The 17,997-nt window shown below is 35.1% G+C and carries 22 protein-coding genes; all 22 read left to right on the plus strand.

What is annotated here, in order from left to right:
• The first annotated feature begins 13 nt into the window (after positions 1–13).
• The 22 genes from hslU to fliP all read left to right on the plus strand — a co-directional run bounded on the left by hslU (position 14) and on the right by fliP (position 17,987).
• The gene (hslU, locus tag NSS71_RS03540) at positions 14–1,423 is read left to right on the plus strand and encodes an HslU--HslV peptidase ATPase subunit (protein ID WP_047939995.1); all 1,410 of its coding nucleotides are present in this window, start codon (positions 14–16) and stop codon (positions 1,421–1,423) included.
• 96 nt (positions 1,424–1,519) lie between these two features.
• The gene (codY, locus tag NSS71_RS03545; protein WP_047939996.1) at positions 1,520–2,302 is read left to right on the plus strand and encodes a GTP-sensing pleiotropic transcriptional regulator CodY; all 783 of its coding nucleotides are present in this window, start codon (positions 1,520–1,522) and stop codon (positions 2,300–2,302) included.
• 461 nt (positions 2,303–2,763) lie between these two features.
• Positions 2,764–3,147: a flagellar basal body rod protein FlgB gene (flgB, locus tag NSS71_RS03550; protein ID WP_061796702.1), complete on the plus strand. Its 384-nt coding sequence runs from the start codon at positions 2,764–2,766 to the stop codon at positions 3,145–3,147.
• Positions 3,148–3,152: 5 nt separating this feature from the next.
• On the plus strand, positions 3,153–3,605 hold the full coding sequence (gene flgC / locus NSS71_RS03555) for a flagellar basal body rod protein FlgC (protein ID WP_047939998.1): 453 nt from the start codon (positions 3,153–3,155) through the stop codon (positions 3,603–3,605).
• 19 nt (positions 3,606–3,624) lie between these two features.
• Positions 3,625–3,933 carry a flagellar hook-basal body complex protein FliE gene (gene fliE / locus NSS71_RS03560; protein ID WP_047939999.1) on the plus strand — a complete coding sequence of 103 codons (309 nt, stop codon included), beginning with the start codon at positions 3,625–3,627 and terminating at the stop codon, positions 3,931–3,933.
• A gap of 156 nt (positions 3,934–4,089) precedes the next feature.
• Complete coding sequence (fliF, locus tag NSS71_RS03565) at positions 4,090–5,676, plus strand: flagellar basal-body MS-ring/collar protein FliF (protein ID WP_061796700.1); 1,587 nt, start codon at positions 4,090–4,092, stop codon at positions 5,674–5,676.
• Positions 5,677–5,688: 12 nt separating this feature from the next.
• Positions 5,689–6,705 carry a flagellar motor switch protein FliG gene (gene fliG, locus NSS71_RS03570; RefSeq protein ID WP_047940001.1) on the plus strand — a complete coding sequence of 339 codons (1,017 nt, stop codon included), beginning with the start codon at positions 5,689–5,691 and terminating at the stop codon, positions 6,703–6,705.
• Positions 6,698–7,462, plus strand: coding sequence for a flagellar assembly protein FliH (gene fliH, locus NSS71_RS03575; RefSeq protein WP_047940002.1), 765 nt, complete (start codon positions 6,698–6,700; stop codon positions 7,460–7,462). Before fliG ends, fliH begins: the two co-directional genes overlap by 8 nt.
• The gene (gene fliI / locus NSS71_RS03580) at positions 7,459–8,775 is read left to right on the plus strand and encodes a flagellar protein export ATPase FliI (RefSeq protein ID WP_061796694.1); all 1,317 of its coding nucleotides are present in this window, start codon (positions 7,459–7,461) and stop codon (positions 8,773–8,775) included. Before fliH ends, fliI begins: the two co-directional genes overlap by 4 nt.
• Positions 8,776–8,778: 3 nt before the next feature.
• Entirely contained in the window at positions 8,779–9,231 is a 453-nt protein-coding gene (gene fliJ / locus NSS71_RS03585) for a flagellar export protein FliJ (RefSeq protein ID WP_047940004.1), read from the plus strand.
• Positions 9,232–9,828: a MotE family protein gene (locus NSS71_RS03590; protein ID WP_047940005.1), complete on the plus strand. Its 597-nt coding sequence runs from the start codon at positions 9,232–9,234 to the stop codon at positions 9,826–9,828. It begins immediately after the preceding gene.
• A 31-nt stretch (positions 9,829–9,859) separates the two neighbouring features.
• The gene (locus NSS71_RS03595; RefSeq protein WP_061796689.1) at positions 9,860–11,329 is read left to right on the plus strand and encodes a flagellar hook-length control protein FliK; all 1,470 of its coding nucleotides are present in this window, start codon (positions 9,860–9,862) and stop codon (positions 11,327–11,329) included.
• 14 nt (positions 11,330–11,343) lie between these two features.
• Positions 11,344–11,988, plus strand: a complete 645-nt coding sequence (gene flgD, locus NSS71_RS03600) for a flagellar hook assembly protein FlgD (RefSeq protein ID WP_047940007.1) — start codon at positions 11,344–11,346, stop codon at positions 11,986–11,988.
• An 11-nt stretch (positions 11,989–11,999) separates the two neighbouring features.
• Positions 12,000–12,401, plus strand: coding sequence for a TIGR02530 family flagellar biosynthesis protein (locus NSS71_RS03605; RefSeq protein ID WP_047940008.1), 402 nt, complete (start codon positions 12,000–12,002; stop codon positions 12,399–12,401).
• 75 nt (positions 12,402–12,476) lie between these two features.
• Positions 12,477–13,259, plus strand: a complete 783-nt coding sequence (gene flgG, locus NSS71_RS03610) for a flagellar basal body rod protein FlgG (RefSeq protein ID WP_047940272.1) — start codon at positions 12,477–12,479, stop codon at positions 13,257–13,259.
• A 50-nt stretch (positions 13,260–13,309) separates the two neighbouring features.
• A complete protein-coding gene (locus tag NSS71_RS03615; RefSeq protein WP_047940009.1) occupies positions 13,310–13,531 on the plus strand; it encodes a flagellar FlbD family protein in 222 nt (73 codons plus the stop codon).
• Positions 13,521–13,949, plus strand: coding sequence for a flagellar basal body-associated protein FliL (fliL, locus tag NSS71_RS03620; protein ID WP_047940010.1), 429 nt, complete (start codon positions 13,521–13,523; stop codon positions 13,947–13,949). Before NSS71_RS03615 ends, fliL begins: the two co-directional genes overlap by 11 nt.
• 31 nt (positions 13,950–13,980) lie before the next feature.
• A complete protein-coding gene (fliM, locus tag NSS71_RS03625) occupies positions 13,981–14,979 on the plus strand; it encodes a flagellar motor switch protein FliM (RefSeq protein ID WP_047940011.1) in 999 nt (332 codons plus the stop codon).
• Positions 14,969–16,180, plus strand: coding sequence for a flagellar motor switch phosphatase FliY (gene fliY, locus NSS71_RS03630; RefSeq protein WP_047940012.1), 1,212 nt, complete (start codon positions 14,969–14,971; stop codon positions 16,178–16,180). Before fliM ends, fliY begins: the two co-directional genes overlap by 11 nt.
• A 21-nt stretch (positions 16,181–16,201) precedes the next feature.
• Positions 16,202–16,564, plus strand: a complete 363-nt coding sequence (locus tag NSS71_RS03635; RefSeq protein ID WP_016201134.1) for a response regulator — start codon at positions 16,202–16,204, stop codon at positions 16,562–16,564.
• A 24-nt stretch (positions 16,565–16,588) separates the two neighbouring features.
• Positions 16,589–17,329 (plus strand): flagellar biosynthetic protein FliO, encoded by a 741-nt coding sequence (locus tag NSS71_RS03640; RefSeq protein WP_053215546.1) that lies wholly within the window; start codon positions 16,589–16,591, stop codon positions 17,327–17,329.
• Entirely contained in the window at positions 17,322–17,987 is a 666-nt protein-coding gene (gene fliP, locus NSS71_RS03645) for a flagellar type III secretion system pore protein FliP (RefSeq protein WP_047940013.1), read from the plus strand. The genes NSS71_RS03640 and fliP overlap by 8 nt, the downstream gene beginning before the upstream one ends.
• Positions 17,988–17,997 lie beyond the last annotated feature (10 nt).

Consider the following 17,997-nt stretch of genomic DNA (forward strand, 5'->3'; position numbering starts at 1 on the left):
GAGGATTTTTAATATGCAAAAAAGTGCTAGTTTAACACCTCGGCAAATTGTAGAACGACTTGATCAATATATAGTCGGACAAAAAGATGCAAAAAAAGCGGTGGCTGTTGCATTAAGAAACCGTTTTCGCAGAAGCCTTCTTGATGAAAAGCTAAGAGATGAGATTAGTCCGAAAAATATTTTGATGATTGGTCCTACTGGTGTCGGAAAAACAGAAATAGCTAGAAGAATTGCGAAAATTGTTAATGCGCCATTTGTTAAGGTAGAAGCTACTAAATTCACAGAGGTAGGATATGTTGGCCGCGATGTAGAATCAATGGTTCGTGATCTTGTCGAAACATCTGTACGCTTAGTAAAGGAAGAGAAGATGTTTCAAGTAAGAGAAAGAGCGGAAGTTGCGGCAAATAATCGTCTCGTTGAATTGTTAGTTCCGTCTGCTGCAAAGAAATCATCCAGTTATAAAAATCCTCTGGAAATGCTTTTTGGCGGCGGTGGGGCAGACACAGAGGAAGATGAGCCTACTGTAGAAGAAACTAGTAAATCAGAAAAGAGAAAAATAGTAAAAGAAAAGCTTGCTCTAGGTGAACTGGAAGATGAAGTGGTTTCTGTAGAAGTGGAAGAACAACAGCCTTCTATGTTTGACATGCTCCAAGGTTCTGGTATGGAACAAATGGGTATGAATATGCAGGATGCTTTAAGTAGTTTTATGCCGAAAAAAAAGAAAAAGCGCAAATTAACAGTTAGGGAAGCACGTACAATATTAACGAACGAGGAAGCTCAAAAATTAATCGATATGGATGAGGTTACCCAAGAAGCAGTCGTTCGTGCTGAGCAAATGGGAATGATATTTATCGATGAAATTGATAAAATTGCCAGCAAATCAAACAGCAGCTCTTCAGCGGATGTTTCTAGAGAAGGGGTGCAGCGAGATATTTTACCTGTAGTAGAAGGATCTACGGTTGTGACAAAATATGGATCAGTTAAAACAGACCATGTATTGTTTATTGCTGCTGGAGCATTTCATATGTCTAAGCCTTCTGATTTAATACCAGAGCTACAAGGAAGATTCCCGATTCGTGTAGAACTTACTAAATTAACAGTGGATGATTTTTATCGCATTCTTGTGGAACCAGATAATGCGTTGATTAAGCAATATCAAGCATTATTGCATACAGAAGGTATAGAAATTGAATTTTCTGACGAAGCTATTCGTAAGATAGCTGAAGTGGCTTATGAAGTCAATCAAAATACAGACAATATCGGTGCGCGAAGACTGCATACTATTCTCGAAAAATTATTGGAAGATCTTTCTTTCGAAGCACCAGAAATAACAATGGAAAAAATAACGATTACTCCAAAGTATGTGGAGGAGAAGTTAGGAGCCATCTCAAGAAATAAGGATTTAAGTCAATTTATACTCTAATGAAAGCCAATTGGAATTTAAACTCCTGCATTGAAAGGTATAAGTAGACATAGATTTATTTCAAGTGTTGGTTTTAGTTAACAGGAGGAATAAAAAATGGATTTATTAACAAAAACGAGAAAAATAAACGCAATGTTACAAAGAGCTGCTGGAAAACCAGTTAATTTCAAAGAAATGTCTGAAACTTTAAGCGATGTTATCGAAGCAAATATCTTTGTTGTTAGCAGAAGAGGAAAATTATTAGGTTTTGCAGTTAACCAGCAAATTGAAAATGATCGTATGAAAAAAATGCTTGAAGATCGTCAATTCCCTGAGGAATACACAAATAGCTTGTTTAATATTCAAACAACTTCTAGTAATTTAGAAATTGAAAGTGAATATACTGCTTTCCCAGTTGAAAATAAAGAATTATTTGCAAAAGGGTTAACAACTATCGTACCAATTATTGGTGGAGGAGAAAGATTAGGAACATTAATTCTTGCAAGATTACAAGAACAATTCCACGATGATGATTTGATTCTTGCTGAATATGGTGCTACTGTTGTTGGAATGGAAATTCTTCGAGAAAAAGCAGAAGAAATTGAAGAAGAAGCAAGAAGTAAAGCGGTTGTTCAAATGGCAATCAGTTCACTATCCTATAGTGAATTAGAAGCTATTGAGCATATTTTTGAAGAATTAAACGGAAGTGAAGGCTTGCTAGTCGCTTCTAAAATTGCAGACCGAGTTGGAATTACAAGATCTGTAATTGTTAACGCATTACGTAAATTAGAAAGTGCTGGTGTTATTGAGTCTCGTTCATTAGGAATGAAAGGTACTTATATTAAAGTACTTAACGATAAATTCTTATTAGAACTTGAAAAGTTAAAAACAAATAAGTAAGGATAAATTATTATCCATTGTAAAAAACCTTTTCCTTTTATAGAAAAGGTTTTTTTTACGTGACGAAAAATGAGAGTTTTTTTTAACCATCAATCGATAGCTAATAAGTTATGTACATATTATTCGACATAAACCGCATATTTTCCATTTATTTTTCATTTACATTACAGTATGACAAAAGGTATATTAAATCAGATAGAAGAAAAAGGGTAACGTTTAGTAAGTTATGACTATGAAAATAGTAACAATGACGCAGTGAAAAATCGCTTTTTATCCTTTTTTAAGATGATTAAAACCAAATATTAACTAAAATAGGTAAAAAGAATCACTAAAATTCTCCTCTTTTCCATGGACATATTATTACAAATTAATTAAAATAAAAGCTATCATGTAAAAAAAACGTCATCAAAAAACAAAATTCAACAATTTTTTCTCAAAATGATTGCTCGAGGTGTGATGAAGTGAAACTTTTCTCAAATACAATAACTACTTTAGAAAATGCAATTAATTATTCGAATCAAAAGCAAAAAGTAATCTCACAAAATATTGCAAATGTTGACACGCCTAATTATAAAGCAAAGACTGTAACTTTTAAAGATTCGTTATCTAGTGCATTGAATGCTAATGTAACGAATAGTAAGCATATTCCTTTTTCTGCTGCTAATACTGCTTCATCAGCTGTCGTTACAAAGAATGGAGTTACTTACAATAACAGTGGGAATAGTGTCGATATGGAAAAAGAGATGGCAGACCTTGCGACAAACCAAATCTATTACAACGCATTAATAGATCGAATTAGCGGAAAATTTAGTTCCCTTGAAAATGTAATTAGAGGAGGTAAGTAATAAAAATGACCATTTTTGCTAGTATAAATACTACTGCCTCTGCTTTAACCGCTCAACGGCTAAGAATGGATGTTATTTCATCTAATATGGCAAATGTTGATACAACAAGAGGCAGATTAGTAAATGGTGAGTGGGAGCCATATAAAAGAAAACAAGTAGTGTTTCAAGAACAAGAAGGATCATTTGCCTCTCATTTAAATGCTGCAAGAGGGAATAGCGGGAACCCTGCAGGTGGTGTGAAGGTATCACGTATTGTAGAAGATGATACACCGTTTGAAATGGTGTATGATCCGGAGAACCCAGAAGCGGACGCAACAGGATATGTTCGTATGCCCAATGTGGACCCTTTACGAGAGACGGTTGATTTAATGAGTGCTTCAAGATCGTATGAAGCTAATGTGACTGTTTTAAATGCATCAAAAAGTATGTTAATGAAAACATTAGAAATCGGTAAATAAAACAAAAAGGAGTACTTAAATGGAACCAATTAATTTTTCACCTGTATCATCTGCATTACCGTTAACAAATACGGCAACAAGTAATAAGACCTCTGCAGCAGATACGCAAAAAAGTTTTGCTTCGTTTCTAAAAGAATCAATTAACAATGTGAATCAAGCGCAAAATGAATCAGATGTGCTAACAAATAAGTTAGCAAGAGGAGAAAACGTTGATTTATCTCAGGTGATGATTGCCTCGCAAAAAGCAAGCATTACCATGCAAGCTACGTTAGAAATTCGCAATAAGGCAGTAGAAGCTTATCAGGAAATTATGCGAATGCCAGTTTAATGTAAGGCTGTTTTCTATAATGGTTACTTTTTACAAGAAAACGAAGGTGCTTCTCTGCTTTAGGCAATTAAGTGTCCATGCCGTTAAAGAGAAGACAGTTAATATAAAAGATGGGCGGTTTATACCTAAACAAATTACGGTAGCCGGGGGAAGAAAATGAAAGAGAATCTAAATAAAATATTTAATCCTTTAAAAGAGTTTTGGCAAAGTCGTTCTAAAAAGCAAAAGACTGTTATAACGGGCAGCGGACTTTTGCTTATTCTATTTGCTGTGTTTGCGACTTATTTTTTCACAAGAGTAACGTTAGTGCCGCTATACAGTAATTTAACACCTTCTGAAACGGGAGCTATTAAAGAGAGTCTAGATAGTAAAGGGGTAACTTCTGAAATATCAGGTGGCGGTACCGTGATTAGTGTTCCAGAGGAAGTAGTCGATACATTAAAAGTACAACTTGCAGCAGAAGGAATTCCTAAGTCCGGTAGCATTGATTATTCCTTTTTTAGTCAGAATGCGAGCTTTGGTATGACAGATAACGAATTTAATGTCTTAAAATTAGATGCCCTGCAGACAGAAATTGCTAATTTAATAAAGAGTGTTGAAGGAATTAATGATGCCAATGTTGTTATTACATTACCAGAAGAAAGTGTATTTGTTTCAGATCAAGGGGGAGAAGCTACAGCATCGATTGTATTAAATACAAAGCCTGGCTATAACTTCTCTGAAAATCAAATAAAAGGGTTATATACACTCGTGTCCAAAAGTGTACCAAACCTTCCTACAGATAATATCGTCATTACTAATCAAGATTTTGAGTATTTTGACTTAAATTCTTCAGATAATTCTGCGACAGATACTTTTACTGCGCAAAACAATGTGAAAAAGCAGATTGAACGTGATATTCAAAGACAGGTTCAAACAATGCTAGGAACGTTAATGGGACCAGATAAAGTTGTAGTGTCAGTTACTGCTGATATAGACTTTACCCAAGAAAACCGAGAAGAAAACCTAGTTACGCCAGTTGATGAAGAAAATATGGCGGGAATTGAAATAAGTGCACAAAATATTACAGAAACATATACCGGTGAAAATGCTGCCGGTGGAGTTGTACAGGCAGAAGACGATGCCGATGTAACTACTTATAATACAGAAACAGGATCGGGAAATGGCGACTATGAAAAAGTCGAACAAACCGTTAATAGTGAAGTTAATCGTATAAAAAAACAAATTGTGGAAAGTCCCTATAAAATTCGTGATTTAGGTATTCAAGTAATGGTAGAGCCGCCTGATGCAAATGATACTACTTCCTTACCACAGGAAAGTATTGATGATATCTCTAACATATTGGGGACAATTGTTAGAACTTCGATAGATAAAACATCAACAGGCGGAGAACTAACAGATGAGGATATCCAAAGTAAGATTGCTGTGTCTGTTCAACCATTTAAAGGTAAAAAACAAGCAACAGAGGTTGCTCAAACATCAATCCCGTGGTGGATTTATGCCGTTGGAGGAGGTTTACTTGCAGTTATTATTCTATTAATCTTCTTCGTTATGAGAGCGAGAAAGAATAAACAGGAAGAAGAAGTAGAAGAAATTATTCAGCCAGTTACTTCAGTAGCAGATATTAATGAGGAACAACAAGAATCAGAAGGAACAATAAGACGAAAACAGCTTGAAAAAATGGCTAAAGAAAAACCAGAGGAATTTGCAAAATTACTTCGTACATGGATTACGGAAGATTAAGGGGTGATGTAGATGGCAAGAAAAGAATCAAATGAGTTAACTGGAAAACAGAAAGCTGCCATTCTCCTTATATCGCTAGGTCCTGATGTTGCAGCTTCGGTTTATAAGCATTTAAGTGAGGAAGAAATTGAGAAACTATCTTTAGAAATATCAGGAGTTAGAAAGGTAGAGAATACTTCTAAAGAAAGTGTTTTAGAAGAATTTCATAATATCGCACTTGCTCAAGACTATATTTCTCAAGGTGGTATAGGATATGCAAAAACGGTCTTAGAAAAGGCTCTTGGAGCAGAACAAGCATCCATTATTTTAAATAGGCTTACTTCTTCTCTGCAAGTAAGACCTTTTGATTTTGCCAGAAAAGCAGAGCCGAACCAAATATTAAATTTTATTCAAAATGAACATCCACAGACAATTGCGCTAATTTTATCTTACTTGGATCCCACTCAGGCAGGTCTCATCTTGTCTGAGCTTCCACAGGAAGTGCAAGCTGATATTGCAAGAAGAATTGCTGTAATGGACAGTACTTCACCAGAAATTATTAACGAAGTCGAGCAAATATTAGAAAGAAAATTATCGAGCACTGTTACGCAAGATTATACACAAACTGGTGGTATTGAAGCGGTAGTTGAAGTACTAAATGGAGTCGATAGAGCAACAGAACGCACTATTTTAGACGCACTCGAAATCCAAGATCCAGAATTAGCAGAAGAAATTAAAAAGAGAATGTTTGTCTTTGAAGATATCGTTACATTGGATAATAGAGCAATTCAAAGAATTATTCGTGATTGTGAAAATGAAGATCTTATGCTTGCACTTAAGGTATCTGGAGATGAAGTGAAAGAGATTGTTTATGGCAACATGTCTACTAGAATGGCTGAGTCCTTTAAAGAAGAGATGGAATTTATGGGACCTGTACGCTTGAAGGATGTAGAAGAAGCACAATCAAGAATTGTTGGGATTATCAGACGTCTTGAGGACGCTGGCGAAATCGTAGTTGCCCGTGGCGGAGGAGATGATATCATTGTCTAGATTAATAAAGTCAAGATACTCAAAGCCAGAGACTGCTACAGAGAAGGTTATTTCGATTAAATATATAGATACCTTCAATACGGAGATGGATCTTTCTAGGGAAGTTACACAAGCCGAGTACAACAGGATAGTAGAGTCAGCATGGGAAGAAGCAGAAGAGTTGAAAGCCCAAGCATTGGAAGAAGCCGAACTTATACGAATACAGCTTTCGGAAGAAAGACAGAACTGGGATATAGAAAAAGCAAGTTTAATAGAAGAAGCGAGGAAAAATGGTTTTCAAGCAGGTTACGAAGAAGGTCAAAATGTTGGATATAACGAAATGCTAAGTTTTATTCAACAAGCGAAAGACACAGTAACAGCATCAAAAGAGGATTATGAAAAATACTTACAATCTGCCGAAACTACTATTTTGGAGCTCGCGATTGAAGTTGCTGAAAAAATTATGAATAACAAGATAAAGGAAGAGGAAGAAAATTTCCTTTATCTTGTACAAAATGCTTTAAAAGAAGTAAGGAAACAGAAGGAAATACAGTTACATGTTAGTCCTATCCATTATGAAATGCTAGTAGCAGAAAAAGAGGAATTGTTACAACTATTCCCGATAAAGCCAAATCTTTTCATTTTTCCTGATGAAACGATTGATGAAAATGCTTGTATTATCGAAACGGCAAATGGGCGTTTAGATGCAAGTGTTGATACGCAATTGCTTATGATTAAAAGTAAGTTACTTGAAATATTGGAGAGTGAAGAAGGGTGAAAGCACTAGAGTTACTAAGCTCGATTTCGTCCATTGACACTTATAAGCAATATGGCCGTGTGAAAAAAGTTGTAGGGTTAATGATTGAATCACAAGGACCTGAGAGCTCTATCGGTGATGTATGTAATATCCACATTGGTACAAAGCATAAACGAATTATCAAGGCAGAAGTTGTAGGATTTAACGAGGGAAATATCATTTTAATGCCATATACAACTGTCCAAGATATATCACCAGGCTGTTTAGTAGAAGCGTCTTCTGAGCCATTAGAAATTAAGGTGGGTCCAGGATTAATAGGCACTGCTGTGGATGCATTAGGAATGCCTTTAGACGGATCGGTGTTACCAAAAGGGTTAAAGTCTGTTCCAATTGACCAAGAGCCTCCTAATCCAATGACAAGACCACCAATTTCCCAGTCGATGGAAGTAGGAGTTCGATTAATTGATGGACTTTTAACAGTTGGCACTGGACAAAGACTTGGGATTTTTGCAGGTAGTGGTGTTGGGAAAAGTACATTGCTAGGGATGATTGCAAGAAATACGAAAGCAGATTTAAATGTGATTGCCCTGATAGGGGAACGCGGTAGAGAAGTACGAGAATTTATTGAACGGGACTTAGGGCCAGAGGGGCTGAAGCGATCGATAGTTGTTGTTGCAACATCTGATCAGCCAGCTTTAATGAGAATCAAGGGTGCATATACAGCTACTGCTATTGCCGAATATTTTCGAGACAAAGGATTAAATGTCATGTTAATGATGGATTCTGTTACTCGGGTTGCAATGGCACAAAGAGAAGTAGGACTAGCTATTGGCGAACCGCCGACGACAAAAGGATATACCCCTTCTGTATTTGCTATTTTACCAAAACTCCTAGAAAGAACGGGAACGAACGAATTTGGAAGTATAACAGCCTTTTATACCGTGTTGGTTGATGGGGATGATATGAATGAACCGATTGCAGATACCGTACGCGGGATTTTAGATGGGCATTATGTCTTAGACCGAGCACTTGCCAATAAAGGGCAATATCCTGCTGTGAATGTCTTAAAAAGTGTAAGCCGTGTGATGAATCATATTGTCTCAAAAGAACATGTAAAAGCAGCCGAGCGATTACGAGATCTTTTGAGTACTTATATGAATTCGGAAGATTTAATCAATATAGGTGCTTATAAAAAGGGTTCTTCTAAAGAGATTGATACAGCAATGAGGTTATATCCTAGCATCCTATCTTATATAAAGCAGGAAACAGACGAAAAGGTTTCAATTGAGGAGAGTCTTCATTCCTTATTAACTTTAGTTGGAACAGAGGGATAAAAGATGAGCTATCAATTTAAATTCGAAAAAATTTTAACGATTCGCGAAAGAGAAAAAGAAGAAGCAAGCTCTGCTTATAATCAATCAGTAAACAGATTTGAAGAGGCAGCTGAAAATCTTTATGAGCTGTTGAAAAGAAAGGAAGATCTGGAAGCATATCAAGCAGAAAAAATGATGTCCGGATTATCGGTTCAAGAGATTAGACACCATCAGCATTTCGTGGGCAATTTAGAAAAAACAATTGAACATGCACAAAAGATGGTGCACAATGCCCGAAATTCAATGGTCTATTTTCAAGAGAAAATGCTTGAAAAAAACATGGAAGTAAAAAAATTTGTGAAAATAAAGGAAAAAGACCATTCGAATTATTTGGCAATAGCAAGAGCAGAAGAGGCCAAGCAAATGGATGATATTTCCCTTCAACAATACATGCAACATGAAAAGGTAGGTGGCTAAATGGAAAATTCATGGGAAGAAAAAAAGAAGCCATTTAATTTTTTTCAACGAATTCTTATGGTTGCAGTTATTCCGACAATATTTGCAATTATTGTTCTTGTTCTTTTGCTTATGTATTCAGGAGCAGATGTTGCAGAGAAAGGAAAAGAGTTATTAAATGCAATTCCTTTTCTGAGTGAAGAAAAAAAATCTACCGATAAATTACTAGAAAATAATAAAAATACAATTAGCTCTTTACAAACAAAGCTAAAAGAACGAGATAAAGAAATAAAGTCACTGGAGTCACAATTAGAAAATAGTGAAAATAGATTTCAATCTGCCAATTCGGAAAAAGAGAAGCTGCAGAGTGAGTTACAGTCTCTCCAATCCGCCCAAGAGGAAACAAAGAAAGCGGTGGATGAGATTGTCAAAACATATGAAACAATGTCCCCGAAAAATGCAGCAGCTATTTTATCAGAAATGAGCGAAAAGGAAGCAATGAAAATTTTAGGTGAACTTAAACCAGCAAAACTTGCTTCGGTATTAGAGAAAATGGAGCCTTCTGTCGCTTCAAAATATACAGAGCTGCTATCGAAATCAGCAACAGCAAATCATTAAAATTTAAATTCGCTTGAAAGGGGGTGAAAAATTGCAACTAGAGCTGACTAATTCATTAAAGAAAATCGAATCGACAAGCGGCGCTCAAGGGAAAGTAAGAGGAAAAGTAGATGGAAAGTTTTTATCTTTGATAAATGACTTAAAAACGACTTATCAGCACAGTAGTCCTGCGCAAACAAATACTAACTATAAAGAAGATATAAATCAGCTTTTAGCCATATTGTCCAGCTCTTCTGAAGATGGAAATCTCCAACAAAAGATTGATACAGAAACAATGGTTACGGGAATAGATGCTGATCAAATCCAAATAAATCTTGAATATTTATTGGCTAATTACCAACAATTTTCTCAAGGCGAAGGGATAGTAGATATAGATGAATCCAATATGGCTGCTAAGTTAGCTGAGTTATTTGTGAATCTAGAGAATAAGATAGCTCACGAATTAAAGATAGCAATTAATATGAAATTAGAGCCTGATATGTTTAAGGATACTGAATTATCTACCTTGCTTACTGATTTGAAATTACTGGAACGGACAGTAAAGGAATTACCGGATAAGTCTATTGAAGAAAAAGTTACTGAATCCATAGAATATTTGCAAGGGTTTATGATTTCATTAAAGCAGTTCTTAGAGCAGGACGGCTCTAATATGATGAAAAATGATTCACAAAAGATGGAAAAATTGTGGGGCGAAAGAGAGAAATACAGATTTCCTGCAGTTGATACAAAACAAACTGCAATGCAAAATTTTGCATCACAAGAAAATAAAAATATTCTTTTTAGAGAAGCTAACACGATTGAAATTAATTCGGAATTGAAATCTATTATTTCTTCTATTCTATCAAAAATAGATATGCAGACTAATGAGAAAAAAACAGTAGCTGTACAAAAAGTAATCAATCCAGTAATGGTTAGTTTCTTAAGAAAATCTGAGGAAAATACCCTTTCAAGTACAGAAGTAAAAAAAACTGCCCAAGTAAGTCATGGAGATACTGATTCAAAAGTAATTTCAACTATACAAAATAACATCTTTAAGCAGCACCCACTCACGTTATTAACTGATTCTGGTGAGCTGGCCGCTCCTAAAAATGTTGAAGATCAATTTGCTAAATTATTAGCTAAAAGTACGTTTATAAAAACTGGAGACATACAGAAGCTTTCCATGCGGTTGGCACCTGATCATTTAGGATCTATTCGAATTGAGATTACTCAAAATGAAGGAAATATGATTGCCCGAATTATTACTGCAAATACTGAGGCGAAAGACGTATTAGACAAACAACTTACTAGTTTGAAACATGGATTATCCGCACAGAATTTGCAAGTAGATAAAATAGATATTGTTGTTTCTTCACACCCACAAGAGAGGCTGCAAAGAGAACAGCAACAGCAGCAAGAACAACAGCAGCCACATCCGCAAAGAGACAAGAAAGATGCAGATGATGAAGAGGATAAACGAAAAGCTTCTTTTTTTGAGGAGTTATTAAATTTTGAAGTATAGAGGAGCAAGTACCGATGGCAAATACAATAAATGACCCTTCTCTCTCTTTATCAGAATACCAGAAAACGAAATCTAATACTTCCACAGGCAGCTCATCGCTAGGAAAAGATGATTTCTTGAAAATTTTAATTACACAACTACAAAACCAAGATCCAACAAGTCCGATGGATGATAAAGAGTTTATCGCACAAATGGCACAGTTTTCAAGCTTGGAACAAATGCAAAATTTAAATACTGCGATGACTAATTTAATCTCGCTGCAAACTCAGTCGAACCTTATCTCATACGGACAATTTATTGGTCAAGAAGTAAATTGGAGCAAAGTAGAAACTGATAAAGCTGGGAACGACAAAACATATTCTGGTACTGGAAAAATAAGTTCTATTGCTTATTCTGAAGATAGTGTGATTTTCACATTGGAAGATGGAACAAAGGTTATGCCTGCTAACATCTCAAGTATGAGTAGAAATAATTCGGAAAATAATCTTGTACTAGCAAGCCAATTAATTGGAAAAAAAGTTTCTTATTTGGATGATAAAGAGAAAGAAGTAAGTAATAAAGTTCTATCTGTGTCATTAAAAAATGGACAAATACAACTAACATTAGGTGATGATGCAGAAACGAAAATTACTTCAGGACAAATTATAAAAATTGAATAGGAAGTGATTAAATGGATAAGCAAGTTTATCCTTCCATAAAATCACATGCTGCTATTAAGAACGGTATAGATGCGATTAAATCAAAGGCTGCAGTGCATAAAGCACAAAACATTACATCCTTTTCTACTCATTTACAACAGTCTATTTCTTCTTTAAACACATTGAACATTAGTAAACATGCTAATGAAAGGCTTCAACAACGAGGAATTAAGATAGATGCTGCTAAATGGAAGGCAATCGAGGAAAAGGTTACCGAGGCAAAGAAAATGGGCATAAAGGAATCTCTAGTACTGTTAAATAACGCTGCCTTAATTGTAAGTGCAAAAAATAATACAGTAATCACGGCAATGGATCGTGAAGAAGTGACAGACCATATTTTTACCAATATTAATGGAACAATCATAATGAATTAAGAGGCTGGACCAAAAATGGAGGCCGATAACTGCTGAGTGATAGAGGCAGTTTATTCGAAGGGAGATTATAAACAAATGTTACGTTCATTATATTCAGGGATAAGTGGAATGAAAAACTTTCAAACAAAATTAGATGTTATTGGGAATAATATCTCAAATGTAAATACTTATGGTTTTAAAAAAGGACGAACAACATTCAGTGATTTGATTAGTCAAACAGTTTCTGGTGCAACTGCCCCTGCAAATGGAAATGGAGGGACGAATTCAAAGCAAATCGGGTTAGGATCTCAGCTAGCTTCAATTGATACAGTTCATACTCAAGGACCTACACAATATACAGGCAGAGGGCTTGATTTGGCGATTTCTGGTGAAGGCTATTTTGTAGTAGAAGATGGAGGGGGTAATCCATTTTATACTAGAGCAGGAAACTTTTACTTTGATGAAAACCGAAATATTGTTACGTCGAGTGGACTTAAAGTGTCTGGTGTAGGTACTATTCCAGCCTCAGCAAAAAGCTATAGCATAGGCACGGATGGAACCATTACTTATGTTGATGAAAACGGAGAAACACAAAATGCTGGACAAATCGTACTTGCGAAGTTTAATAATCCAGAAGGGTTAGAGAAAGTAGGCGGGAATATATTTCAGGTTTCTAATAACTCTGGAGATCCTATTTTATCTACTCCAGGTCAAGCAGGTACTGGATCAGTTAATAGTAGTTACCTAGAAATGTCAAATGTTGACCTATCGGAAGAATTCACAGATATGATCGTTTCTCAAAGAGGTTTTCAGGCAAATACAAAAATCATTACAACTTCTGATGAAATTCTTCAAGAATTAGTTAATTTAAAACGATAATTTAATTGGAGGGATAGGGGTTATTCGTAAGGCTAGCCCCTAATAAAAAAATGATACAGTTAACTCGACTAAATGGAAAAAAGTTTTTACTTAATGCTTTATTTATTGAAACAGTCGAATCTTTTCCTGATACAACGATAACTTTAACAAATGGAAATAAATTTGTTGTTAAAGAAAGTGAAGAGGATGTATTAGAGAAAATGAATCATTTTTATCAAAAAGTGAACCTCTTCGGATTACCACATGTGGGAGAGAAAGACGATGAAGAATAATAAAGTTGTTATTATAATGCTCGTTTTATTATTAGTTATTACACTGGCAGGAGCAGGAGCTTTCATTTATATTTGGAAATTTACTGGCGAGCAAAAGACAAATGAACCTTCGATTGACGAAATCTTGGAATCTTCAGTGGATATTGAGGAGATGACGACAAATTTAGCTTCTAATAATTTCATCCGAATATCCTTTAAGATTCAGACAGATAGTAAGGAAGCGAAGGAAGAATTAGAAAAGAGAGATTTTCAAGTTAAGAATATTATTATTCAAGAATTATCTGAGAAAAAAACAGAAGATTTAAAAGGGAAAAATGGTCAAATTAAATTAGAGAATGATCTTAAGGATAAAATTAATGAACTGATGCAAGAAGGCAAAGTAGTCCAAGTTTATATTGTAAACTCTCTACTCCAATAAAATAAAAGAGAATAGATGGAGGTGAGTAATTTTGTCAGCTGATATTTTATCCCAAAATGAAATAGATGCCCTGCTTTCGGCTTTATCATCTGGTGAAATGGATGCAGATGAGCTGAAAAAAGAGCAACAGGAAAAAAAGATTAAGGTATATGATTTTAAAAGAGCATTACGGTTTTCGAAGGATCAAATTCGAAGTTTAACAAGAATTCATGAAAATTATGCTAGATTATTAACAACTTTTTTCTCAGCACAATTAAGGACATATGTGCAAATATCTGTTACATCAGCAGATCAAATTCCATACGAAGAGTTCATTCGTTCGATTCCGAAAATGACTATTTTAAATGTATTCGATGTTCCGCCACTTGAAGGCAGAATCTTGATGGAAGTAAATCCTAATATTGCCTATGCCATGATGGATCGAATGATGGGCGGAAGAGGCAGCAGTATAAATAAAGTGGAAAATTTGACAGAAATTGAAACGAAAATTATGTCAAATACATTCGAAAGTGCCTTTGATCATTTTAGAGAGGCAATGGAAGATTTAGTGGATATTGAACCAAGTCTTGCTGAATTCGAAGTAAATCCACAGTTTTTACAAATGGTTTCTCCTAATGAAACGGTTGTAGTAATTTCCTTAAGTACTACGATTGGGGAAACAAGTGGAATGATAAATATTTGTATTCCGCATGTGGTGCTAGAGCCGATTATTCCGAAGCTATCCGGGCATTACTGGATGCAGGCAGAGAAAAAGGAAAGGTTACCTGAATTTACTGCTCGTTTAGAAGAAAATATTCAGCAATCGATTGTGCCGGTTGTCGCTGAACTTGGTACTTCTGATATTTCCATCCAGGATTTTTTAATGTTGGACATTGGAGATGTTATTGAAATGAATCAAACGATACAACAGCCCTTAATCATTAAAGTTGGAGAGATCCCTAAATTTATTGGACAACCTGGTAAATTAAATAAAAAAATGGCTGTTCAAGTCTTAGGAACTTTAGAGGAGGGGAAGGAAGATGGTGAGTAAGGATATGCTTTCACAAGATGAAATTGATGCTCTCTTAAGGGGAGATAGTGATACAAATGATAGTCCTGAAATGGATGTAGAAAAGTATTTATCAGATATAGAGAAAGATACGTTAGGAGAAATCGGAAATATATCCTTTGGTAGCTCTGCGACAGCTCTGTCTACGTTATTAAATCAGAAAGTAGATATTACGACACCTACCGTAAGCGTAATATCCAAGAATATGCTGTCTGACGAGTTTCCCCAACCTTATGTCGCAATAAGAGTTAATTATACAGAAGGATTTTCGGGTATGAATTTACTTGTTATTGAACAAACAGATGCAGCTGTTATTGCTGATTTGATGCTTGGGGGAGATGGATTAAATGCCAATCCTGAAATGTTAGGAGAAATCCAGCTAAGCGCAGTGCAAGAAGCGATGAACCAAATGATGGGCTCTGCTGCAACTTCCATGTCTACTATTTTTAGCAAAAAAGTAGATATTTCTCCACCAAGTATCGATATTTTAAACATTCATGATGGAGAAGGAACTGAGTCGATTCCGGATGAAGACGTCTTAGCTAAAATTTCTTTTCGAATTAAAATCGGGGATTTAATAGATTCGAAGATCATGCAAGTGTTACAGCTTTCTTTTGCGAAAAAGTTAGTAGAAGGATTAATAAATCCTAATAATAATGAAGAAGAAGTTTCCAATATTTCCGAAGTGGATTATAATTCAGTATATGAGCCAAAAGAACCAATGCAAGAGTCACAAGCGACAGCTAATTATCAAACAGTTTCAAATCCAATGGCAAATAATCCTGTTAATACTAGTTCTCATCCAGCAAATGTGACTCAGCAGCAATATTTTGGTTCAGGAAATCATACACAGGGCCCGCCACCGAATGTGCAGCCTGCAGGTTTTTCTAGTTTTGATACACCGACTTCAACAGTTACAGAAACAAAGAACTTGGATATGCTACTAGACATACCATTACAAGTAACGGTTGAGCTTGGCAGAACGAAGCGATCTGTTAAGGAAATTCTAGAGTTGTCTTCAGGCTCTATTATTGAATTAGACAAGTTAGCAGGAGAACCTGTTGATATTCTTGTAAATAACCGATTGGTTGCACAAGGGGAAGTAGTGGTAATTGATGAGAATTTCGGTGTGCGTGTAACTGATATTGTTAGTCAAAAGGATCGATTAAAGAATTTAAAATAATTTTTGGGGGTTTTGAGGAATATGGCACAGAAAATATTAATCGTTGATGACGCCGCTTTTATGCGAATGATGATTAAGGATATTTTATCGAAGAATGGGTATGAAATCGTAGGAGAAGCTGCCGATGGTATGCAAGCAATTGAAAAATATAAAGAAACACAACCAGATCTAGTAACAATGGATATTACCATGCCAGAAATGGATGGAATTACTGCCTTAAAAGAAATTAAAAATATTAATCCAAATGCGAAAGTTATTATGTGTTCAGCAATGGGACAACAAGCAATGGTTATTGATGCAATCCAAGCTGGTGCAAAAGATTTTATTGTTAAGCCATTCCAGGCAGATCGCGTATTGGAAGCTATCAGTAAAACATTAGGCTAAAAATTAAATTAGAGGGTGCCGAATGTGAATAAAGTAAATTTATTAATTCGTTGTTCACTGCTCATCATTGTTCTGCTAGGCTTTGGAAATCAAGCCTATGCAGAACAAATTGATAAAAGTGTATATGATAATATCTTACAGAACCAATCAGAAAAGAATAAAGCAGAAGATGATACGAAGAAAGATATGAAAACAGAGCAGAATTCTAAAAATGACAATCAAACTAAGGAACAATCTGATTTACTTTTGGAAGAAACAAATTCAGATGAATCACGTTCCCTCGGGGTTACTATTTGGGATTTCGTTAAGATGATTTTTGCAACCATATTTGTTGTTTTCTTAATATATTTTATCTTGCGCTTTATAAACAAAAGAAATCATGGTTATAAAAACTCGCAAATTATTGAAAATATTGGTGGTACAGCGTTAGGTGCAAATCGCTCCATTCAATTAATAAAAGTAGGGAAGCGGTTATTAATAGTAGGTGTGGGAGATAGTATTCAATTAATCAAAGAGATTGAGGATGAACAAGAATATAAAGAAATATTAGAAGAATATAATCGAAAATTAGATCAACTAGTACAACCAAGCGATATTGTGACAAAGGTGAAGAATGTAATATCTTCTAGTCATTCTGCTCCGAAGACAAAAGAATCTTTTTCTATCCGTTTATCAAAAGAATTAGAAAGAATATCAAGTGAACGTAAGGAAAAGATGGACGTACTAGAGAAGAAAAAGAAAGGATCGTCAGAAAAAAATGAATGAGTTTATACAGTTTTTTAATAACAATGACCCAGGTAATGTTTCTACTTCTGTTCAATTGTTATTATTATTAACCGTCCTTTCTTTAGCACCTAGTATCATCATATTACTAACTAGCTTTACAAGAATAGTGATTGTTCTTTCCTTTGTCAGAACAGCGCTTGCAACCCAACAAATGCCCCCTAACCAAGTCATTGTAGGGCTAGCATTATTTTTAACATTTTTTATTATGGCTCCTACTTTTCAGGAAGTAAACGATAAAGCTTTAACACCATTATTTAATGAAGAAATCACATTAGAAGAAGCCTATGATAATGCCTCTCTGCCACTGAAAGAATTTATGAGCAAACATACGAGGCAGAAGGATTTAGCATTATTTTTGAATTATTCAAAAGCAGAAACTCCAGAATCAATTGAGGATATCCCATTAACGACGTTAGTACCTGCTTTTGCAATTAGTGAATTAAAAACAGCTTTTCAAATCGGATTTATGATCTTTATTCCGTTTTTAGTTATTGATATGGTTGTTGCAAGTATTTTAATGTCGATGGGGATGATGATGCTGCCGCCAGTAATGATTTCTTTACCATTTAAGATTTTATTATTCATTATGGTAGATGGTTGGTATTTAGTTGTAAAATCACTGTTAGAAAGTTTTTAAGAAGGTGAAA

It is taken from the genome of Niallia sp. FSL W8-0951, from assembly GCF_038006525.1.
Classification (GTDB): Bacteria; Bacillota; Bacilli; order Bacillales; family Cytobacillaceae; genus Niallia; species Niallia circulans.